Annotated in this window: 6 protein-coding genes, 1 other RNA gene and 1 pseudogene; 4 read left to right on the top strand and 4 right to left on the bottom strand. The window is 38.5% G+C overall.

What is annotated here, in order from left to right:
• Window positions 1-129 precede the first annotated feature (129 nt).
• The 4 genes and pseudogenes from ACFIML_RS06930 to ACFIML_RS06915 all read left to right on the top strand — a co-directional run.
• A pseudogene (locus ACFIML_RS06930) lies at window positions 130-461 on the top strand (UDP-N-acetylglucosamine 1-carboxyvinyltransferase); the annotation flags it as partial.
• A 425-nt stretch (window positions 462-886) separates the two neighbouring features.
• Complete coding sequence (locus ACFIML_RS06925; RefSeq protein WP_375615234.1) at window positions 887-1,279, top strand: helix-turn-helix domain-containing protein; 393 nt, start codon at window positions 887-889, stop codon at window positions 1,277-1,279.
• A gap of 740 nt (window positions 1,280-2,019) precedes the next feature.
• On the top strand, window positions 2,020-3,927 hold the full coding sequence (gene traG / locus ACFIML_RS06920) for a Ti-type conjugative transfer system protein TraG (protein WP_375687732.1): 1,908 nt from the start codon (window positions 2,020-2,022) through the stop codon (window positions 3,925-3,927).
• 854 nt (window positions 3,928-4,781) lie between these two features.
• A complete protein-coding gene (locus tag ACFIML_RS06915; protein ID WP_375687730.1) occupies window positions 4,782-5,174 on the top strand; it encodes a helix-turn-helix domain-containing protein in 393 nt (130 codons plus the stop codon).
• A gap of 341 nt (window positions 5,175-5,515) precedes the next feature.
• Here ACFIML_RS06915 and ACFIML_RS06910 read toward each other — a convergent pair whose 3' ends face one another.
• From ACFIML_RS06910 to ssrS, 4 genes are all read right to left on the bottom strand, one after another.
• On the bottom strand, window positions 5,516-6,337 hold the full coding sequence (locus ACFIML_RS06910) for a TIGR00282 family metallophosphoesterase (protein ID WP_375607046.1): 822 nt from the start codon (window positions 6,335-6,337) through the stop codon (window positions 5,516-5,518).
• Between the two features lie 18 nt (window positions 6,338-6,355).
• Window positions 6,356-6,961, bottom strand: coding sequence for a 5-formyltetrahydrofolate cyclo-ligase (locus tag ACFIML_RS06905; protein WP_375614721.1), 606 nt, complete (start codon window positions 6,959-6,961; stop codon window positions 6,356-6,358).
• Window positions 6,962-7,078: 117 nt separating this feature from the next.
• Window positions 7,079-7,252 carry a hypothetical protein gene (locus ACFIML_RS06900; RefSeq protein ID WP_375687728.1) on the bottom strand — a complete coding sequence of 58 codons (174 nt, stop codon included), beginning with the start codon at window positions 7,250-7,252 and terminating at the stop codon, window positions 7,079-7,081.
• A 252-nt stretch (window positions 7,253-7,504) separates the two neighbouring features.
• Window positions 7,505-7,665: non-coding RNA, 6S RNA (gene ssrS, locus ACFIML_RS06895), on the bottom strand.
• Between the last annotated feature and the right edge of the window lie 740 nt (window positions 7,666-8,405).

Genomic DNA, 8,405 nt, shown 5'->3' with positions numbered 1-8,405 from the left:
GGGTTGTTAATCCTCTCAATAAACGTGGGTTTTATCTCATGGTTTTTACGAGCGAGCATAAGAGTTTGAGAGGCGGGTGGGGTTCATAAAACAAACAAATAGAGACTTGTATCATTGTTTTCAGTGTCGTTTACGGCGCTTATGACACGGGTTGAGGGAACCGCGCGGATTACAGAGACGATTTTTGAAAATCGTTTTATGCATGTTCAAGAATTCAATCGTTTGAGGGCGCAAATAAAGCTTGATGGGCGAGAGGGCAACCGTCTCGTGGAACAGAGCATTTGCAAGCGGCTCCTGTCATGGCGACGGATTTGCGTGCTTCTGTTTCTCTTGTGATTGCAGCATTGGCGGCAAAGGGAGAAACAAACGTCAATCGTGTCTATCATCTTGATCGTGGATTTGAGAGATTAGAAGAAAAATTAGCTCGTTGTGGCGCAAAAATCCAACGCATCACAGTGTAAAGCTTTCAAAGATATGCTCCAAAGAATGGCTTTGGGAGGGGGCGATATATTTTTAGGTGTGCTTTTTGGAAGCTTGATCTCAAGAATCAAGGGTTGTTAATCCTCTCAATAAACGTGGGTTTTATCTCATGGTTTTTACGAGCGAGCATAAGAGTTTGAGAGGCGGGGGTGGGGTTCATAAAACAAACACTGTTTTTAAATTTTATTGCCAATTTCCTGAAATTACTTTATACCTTAAAGGGTGACTTTGGTCGTCTACGCAGCGATCAGTAGGGTCTGAAAGCCCTAAAGTTCGATCATAAAATGAACCTACTCTTGTAGGTATCCCGGAATTCCGGGAGTTTTTGCCATGTCCAGGTGCTCTCTAGCACTAAAAGCAAAAAAAGCTGATTCGAACTCAGTACTTTCAGACTCCCGGAATACCAATGCGAGGGCGCTCGCACTCGGCAGGGGAGCTTGAAGTGAAAGCTAAAAATCCACATTTTAACGATATTTCGATTGGCAAAAAAATTCGCTTGAAAAGAACAATGATCGGAATGTCGCAAAAGAAATTAGGCAGCCAGTTAGGAGTAACCTTTCAACAAATCCAAAAATATGAAAAAGGCTTCAATCGTATAGGCGCAGGGCGTTTACAAGAAATTGCCGATATTCTTAATGTTCCCATTTCCTTTTTTTATTCTGGTCTCTCAACAAAAGAAGACGTCTTGTATCCTTATGATGATGAGATCTCAAGCAAAGAAGAATACATTCTTTTGAAAAGTTTTAGAGAGCTCAAACCTCAAAAACAGAAAGCATTTTTGTGTTTGATTATCTCATGAGATAAAAACACTGTTTTAAATTTTATTGCCAATTTCCTGAAATTACTTTATACCTTGAAGGGTAACTTTGGTCGTCTACGCAGCGATCAGTAGGGTCTGAAAGCCCTAAAATCCGAGTGTAAAAATGAACCTACTCTTGTGGGTGTCCCGGGATTCCGGGAGTTTTGCTATGTTTACCTTATCCTTCTTTGATTTCCTCCCGCTCTACGCTCTAAAGGATGCATATTCCTGACTTAAAAGGGCTGTTCTGTAAACAGTCCGGCTTCTGTTGGCGGGGTTTTGACCTACTCCTGACCCATTCATGTGGTTCACTTTAAAAAGGCGTGACGGGTAAGCCATGCCCATTTATTACACACTCTAAAAACACTTAATATGGAAAGTTTTACATGCCTTATATCACGGCTCTAAACAACAAGGTTTTACGGCACAACATGATAAACCGCGCTTTTTTTCAGTGAACACTAATGCGTATTGTTATTGGTTTTTTTTCTGTTAAGAAGCGTATACAGTGTCGTAAAAGAGTTAAGTAAGAAATTTAAATAGCGCGTGAAGCATCAAAGAAACTTTGGAAAAATTCTTGAAAAAATTAGTTTAGAGGAGCTTTTTATAAAAGCCCGTCTTAGAGAGGCAGATAAGTCTTTCATCTTAAGATGGTTTGCTTTACGTTTCAAAACTTGATAAAAATTCAAAAATTTCGAAAAAATAGGAAGAGAAGCTTTTTCTGGTATGCAGGGGGGAAAATGGTCAATAAATTAGACAAAAAACAGATTATATTTTTAGCATTGCCACTCATCTTTTCAATCATTGTAGCTTTTTTGGTCAATATAACCATCAATAACATTACAGAAAATGGAACGACGCCTGATGCTTATTGGTTTGTAAGATCAAAGCCACTGGATATTTTAATCCTTATTGCACTTTCATGTTCTTCATTCATCTTATTACAAAAAAGGCATACCAGAAAAAATATCATTATTTCATCTATGATCATCTTTGGTTTGTTTGCAACTTATTATAGTGCAAATGAATATATCAGACTTAGTCCCTATGTAGGTCAAGATAATATGACATGGGCGGATGTTCTTCCTTTCTTTGATAGGATGGTTTTATGGGGTGTTGTTATTGGCGTTATTATCCTTGGTTACACGATAAAACTATCATTACCTAAAGCTTCACCTTTGAAAATTTCAAAAAATACGATCTTTGGTGGTGTTCAATGGATGAGTATGAAAAAGATTGAAGAGATTTTTCCTCGTGATGGCGAAGTCGTCATAGGAGAGCGCTATAGAGTCGACAAAGATATTGTTAAAGATGTCCCTTTTAATCCTAAAGACAAAACAACATGGGGAAAAGGTGGTAGACAGCCATTGTTGACATACAAACTTAATTTTGATTCAACTCATATGTTATTTTTTGCTGGTTCTGGTGGTTATAAAACAACCAGTAATGTTATTCCAACTTGTCTCAAATATTCCGGTCCACTGGTCGTTTTTGACCCTTCAACTGAAATCGCTCCAATGGTAAAAAAAACAAGGCAGCTGTCAAACAGAAAAGTATACGTTCTTGACCCCCATGGTTCTTTAACAGAAACTTTTAATCCTTTAGATTGGCTGTTAGATGAAAATCTCCCCCTTTATGAAAGAGAAGCGGGTGTGGTTGAAGTTGCTAGACTCCTTCTTTCTGAAAACGACAAATCAACTTCGACAGACCAATTCTTTGTATCACACGCACATAATTTGTTAACAGGAATACTTGCGCATGTGGTCTTTTCTGATGAATACACATTAAAGGAAAAAAACTTAAAAACCCTTCATACGATCATGTCAATGCCAGAACCATCCGTGATTGGAAAATTGCAATCTATACGATCAAATTCTCCATCCCAATTTATTCGTGAAACCCTTGGGGTGTTTACAAATATGGCTGAACAAACTTTCTCAGATGTCTATTCTACTGCTGCAAAAGATATACAATGGCTTTCCCTCTCTAATTATGCAGATCTTATCAGTGGGTATGACTTTAAAACTACCGATATAACAAAGGGAAATATTGATATTTTTCTAAATATCCCCTCAAAAATTTTAAAATCTTATCCAGGTGTTGGGCGTGTCCTTGTTGGCTCTTTTCTCAGAGCTATGGAGGCTGCTAATGGTAATTATGCAAAAAGAGTGCTCTTTATTTTAGATAATGCTGATCTTTTAAGATATATGAACATTTTAGAAGAAGCACGTGATCGTGGACGCAAATATGGCATATCTCTCATGCTTTTTTACGAGTCTGTAGAGCAAATAGAACGTTATTTCGGTTCGTTAGGCGTTATGACGTGGTTTGAAAATTGTGCTTTTGTAAGCTATGCCGCAATAAAAGATATTAAAACTGCTGAAAATATATCTAAGGCATGTGGTCAAATGACCATTGAAGTGAAAGATTCAAGCATAACTCTGGGAACATCAGGTATAGAAGGAACAGAGCATTTAAGTTTGCAACAAAGACCCTTAATATATCCACATGAAATAACACAAGAAATGAGAAAAGACGAACAGATTATTCTCGTGCAAGGAGAGCTCCCTATCCGTTGTGGACGCTCTATCTATTTTAGACGTAAGGATTTAACAGCTCTTACTAATGAAAATAGCTTTTCTTCTTAATAAAGCACTTGTTTTTTAGTTAAAATGAATAAAATATTGTTGTATTTTTGGATGATATAATTAGAGATAAATTATTTTTATAGTACATTTTTATAATATAGTGGCTTGAAAATGGTTTATAATACAGTGGCTTGAAAATGGGGAAGTCATGAGCGATCTTTCTGCTAAGAATACAAACACCAAAAAAATCAAGACATAAAAAAGAGTATCTTATCAATTATAATGCGTGGGGTGTTCAAGATAATACGTAGAATATTGGCTGTGATATTTAAAAGTTACTTTACGCAATCTTCCTTATTTTATTATTCATTCGTAAACCAGTTTTTGCCTTCTTAAACTTCTTTTCTGGTGGAATAGCTTTATTCCTATTCTTTCTTTTTTGGGGATACACAGTGAGAGTTGCACCCTATGAACGCCAAACTGCAATGGTCATTGGGGGGTATCATCGTGATATTTCTTTGCTTGTTTGCTAATGATGCCTATGAAAGGTTTTTACTACGTCTAGCATCTCCTGATTATGATCTTATACTTATCTTTCAATAAATAGAGCTCACTTCGTTCACACATAATTTAATCAAAAAGAGAGGTTATCTGCCTCTGATAAAAATACAAATAAAGACTGTTTTAAATTTTATTGCTAATTTCCTGAAATTACTTTATACCTTAAAAGGTGACTTTGGTCGTCTACGCAGCGATCAGTAGGGTCTGAAAGCCCTAAAGTTCGATCATAAAATGAACCTACTCTTGTAGGTATCCCGGAATTCCGGGAGTTTTTGCCATGTCCAGGTGCTCTCTAGCACTAAAAGCAAAAAAAGCTGATTCGAACTCAGTACTTTCAGACTCCCGGAATACCAATGCGAGGGCGCTCGCACTCGGCAGGGGAGCTTGAAGTGAAAGCTAAAAATCCACATTTTAACGATATTTCGATTGGCAAAAAAATTCGCTTGAAAAGAACAATGATCGGAATGTCGCAAAAGAAATTAGGCAGCCAGTTAGGAGTAACCTTTCAACAAATCCAAAAATATGAAAAAGGCTTCAATCGTATAGGGGCGGGGCGTTTACAAGAAATTGCCGATATTCTTAATGTTCCCATTTCCTTTTTTTACTCCGATCTCTCAACAAAAGAAGACGTCTTGTATCCTTATGATGATGAGATCTCAAGCAAAGAAGAATGTATTCTTTTGAAAAGTTTTAGAGAGCTCAAACCTCAAAAACAGCAAGCAATTTTAAGATTAAATTTTCGTTAGAATCAAAAAAAGACTAAAGAGGCTCTTGCTAAATAATAAATTATTATATAAAGCTTTTTTTAGAGAAGGGGGTTAACATTTCTCCTCCCCCCCCCCGCAGAAATGTCGAAATAAAACCTCCTTCTCATCGTTTTAAAAATCACGAAAAATTTTATCCTTTATCCTTTATTTTTTTAAAAAGAGTGACTTATTTGTGCTAGAAAAGTTGCTGTATTAGGTAAATTGGAGGGCGGGGTGTTTTTAGTAGGAATTTGGGAAGGGCTGGAAAAATCGTCTTGCCAAATAGAGTTCTCAAAAGGAAATCTTGGAAAGAAACTATCAAAGGGGCGGCTTAAAAGAAGCTACCAAAAATCCGGAACTTCAGGCTTTAAATGAGGACCAATCCGTACCGCCGAGACCTTTTCTGCTAAACCGGTGCGATCTGAAATCTCAACCGCTAAACCACAAAGGGTGGCAGGACCGCACGCCGGTTCAAAACGGTCTTGCTTCGTCTTATAAAGAAAACGGTGTAAGGGTTCTTCTTTATCCATTCCAAGAGATGAGTTATAATCTCCACACATGCCTGCATCTGTTAAATAGGCGCTCCCACCTTCTAAGATTTGCGCGTCAGCCGTGGGAATATGCGTATGGGTGCCAACGATAACACTCACACGACCATCAAGAAAATGACCAAAACATTGCTTCTCGCTTGTCGTTTCTGCGTGAAAGTCAAAAATAATCGTATCGGCTTGCTCCATCAACGAACAGGCAAGCAGAATATTTTCCGCTGTTTCAAATGGATCTTCTACTTTACACGGCATAAAAACGTTGCCCAACAGATTGGCGACAAGAACACGGGCGCCATTTTTTGCCGTAAAAACACCAGAACCTTTTCCGGGAGTTTCTTTCGAAAAATTGGCAGGGCGTAAAAAACGATCACTCTCATGGGCATATTGCAATGCTTCTTTGTGAGAAAAAGCATGATTACCTGTGGTGACAACATCAACACCGGTTATCAAAAGATCTTGATACGTTTCTTGTGTAAGACCAAAACCACCAGAGGCATTTTCACCATTTACCACAACAAAATCAAGCTGCCATTTCTCAATCAGTTGAGGAAGGTATTCAAAAACAGCTTTACAGCCTGTGCTACCAACAATGTCACCTAAAAATAAAAAACGCATAGGCGCTTTAATCACATTTTAACATTTTAAGAAACCTTTTTCTGTAAAAATTCCTTGTACCTGTAGATCATGTTCTGCTGCGGGAATAGAGGAAACCTCCTGACATGAAAACCCTATGCCCCATAATATCATTTGATGCCCTTGTTTTTCAAGAGCTTCAACAGCACGGTCATAATATCCTCCTCCATAGCCAAGACGGTGACATTGACGATCAAACGCAGAAAGCGGAACAATAATATTATTGGGGGCAACAACGTCATTGTCTGCACTGGGACCAAAGGTGCCAAAACGCATGGGCTCTAAAATCGTGCTGGGCGAAAATGTACGGAAAATCATGGTGGTGGAATTAAGAACTGCTGGTAAGGCTAAATGCCCACCGCGTAACGCTACAGCATCCAGTAAAGGACGCGGATCAATTTCCGATTTAATGGGCCAATAGCCTGCTAAAATGAGGCGTGAAAAATCGGTTCCCTTCTTTTCGAGGTATTCAATAAAGTGGCAACAAGCACGCTGCGAAAAGAGTGCGCGCTCTTCTGTTAAAAGAGCATCACGACGCGATAAACCGCTTTTGCGTTGCTGTGTGCGAAGGGATGAAGCAGATTCACAGAGGGGATTGTTTGTCATTGTCTCGTCAATTATTTTATAAGATGCTGGTATTTTATCCATTGTTGGCGTTTTGTAAATCTCTGTATGGATAAGAGCTGTGCTCATGAAAAAAAGCATGAAAAAAGTGTGTGCTCTTTAGGGGGTATCTTGGTGCAATAAGCCGCTTTTGCGTTGCTGTGTGCGAAGGGATGAAGCAGATTTATAGAGGGGATTGTTTGTCATTGTCTCGTCAATTATTTTATAAGATGCTGGTATTTTATCCATTGTTGGCGTTTTGTAAATCTCTGTATGGATAAGAGCTGTGCTCATGAAAAAAAGCATGAAAAAAGTGTGTGCTCTTTAGGGGGTATCTTGGTGCAATAAGCCGCTTTTGCGTTGCTGTGTGCGAAGGGATGAAGCAGATTTATAGAGGGGATTATTTGGAAGTGCTGTCTGTTTTATAAAATGAAGCCTATCGTAATTTTTATTTCTTGAAAAGAGTATCGTCATTGGTCTTATGTAAAAAGATGCTCTCAATTTTAGCTGGAAAAATTTTTATGCAAAAAAGTTAATACAAATAAAGGGTGATCCACAACAGCCGATGGAAAAAGCTGATCCCGGGAACCTATACAAATAGGTGGGCGCCATATGAAAAAGCCCACGGGCTTGATCAGGGACAGCTCCCTTGGAGATCATTAAGGTCTCAGGAATACGTTATTTCCTGTCGAGAAGCGCAGAACACCCTCCTTAATATAAAATAATTTCAGAGCTTCTGCTAGAGATAAAATAACCTCGCCCTCTTCTTTTTCATAACGTTTTTCAGGAGAGTTTTTAGAACCTTGCTGGTGGTTGCTCGAAATGGCTGTATGATGGATGGCTTATTCAAAGTAAAAAAGCAAAAAATATGAGTGAGGGTGGGTGATTGAGTGACGCAGAACGATTTATTGGCAATGGCTCTTTTGGAACAATGCTTGATTTTTATGTTTCGCAGGAATGCTTGGAGGAGTTTTGAAGGGAAATATTTCTTATTCAAAAGGATGTTGGTTGAACTGGTGTTGCACCTTTGAAGTTTTTACTTTGTGAAGCCATATTTCAGGGCTATTTTATCAACTTTGAGGGGGGAGGAGAGCCGATACGGTATGTGCTGCTATGGTTGAAGTTCATAAAAATAAAAAACAGACGATGATAGTTTATCAGAGGCGCTAAGCGATGTTTTAAGATTTTTTCAAAAAGTATTTTTTGAGCTTCGTGTTTACAAATTTTTTTATCCATGATGGAAGGTGTGAAAAGAAGAAACGGCGTGAAGAGGACTCAAGCGTGGAGCGTTTGCTTGCTATGAGAAGAAATGCTGTAGGGGGTATATTGGAAGTGTTTGGACGCTGCTTGCAATACAAAAAAGGTCAAAATTCAAAAAAAGCACTGTGAATTGTGTGGGGGGATGTGTGGTTATAAGCAGGGGGCTTTTAGTTTATTGAGTGGAATG

Origin of the sequence: Bartonella sp. AC62GZZY, from assembly GCF_042196525.1 — a bacterium.
GTDB lineage: Bacteria > Pseudomonadota > Alphaproteobacteria > Rhizobiales > Rhizobiaceae > Bartonella.
Note: the sequence above shows the minus strand (reverse complement) of the source record. Positions and strands in the feature narration are given on the sequence as shown.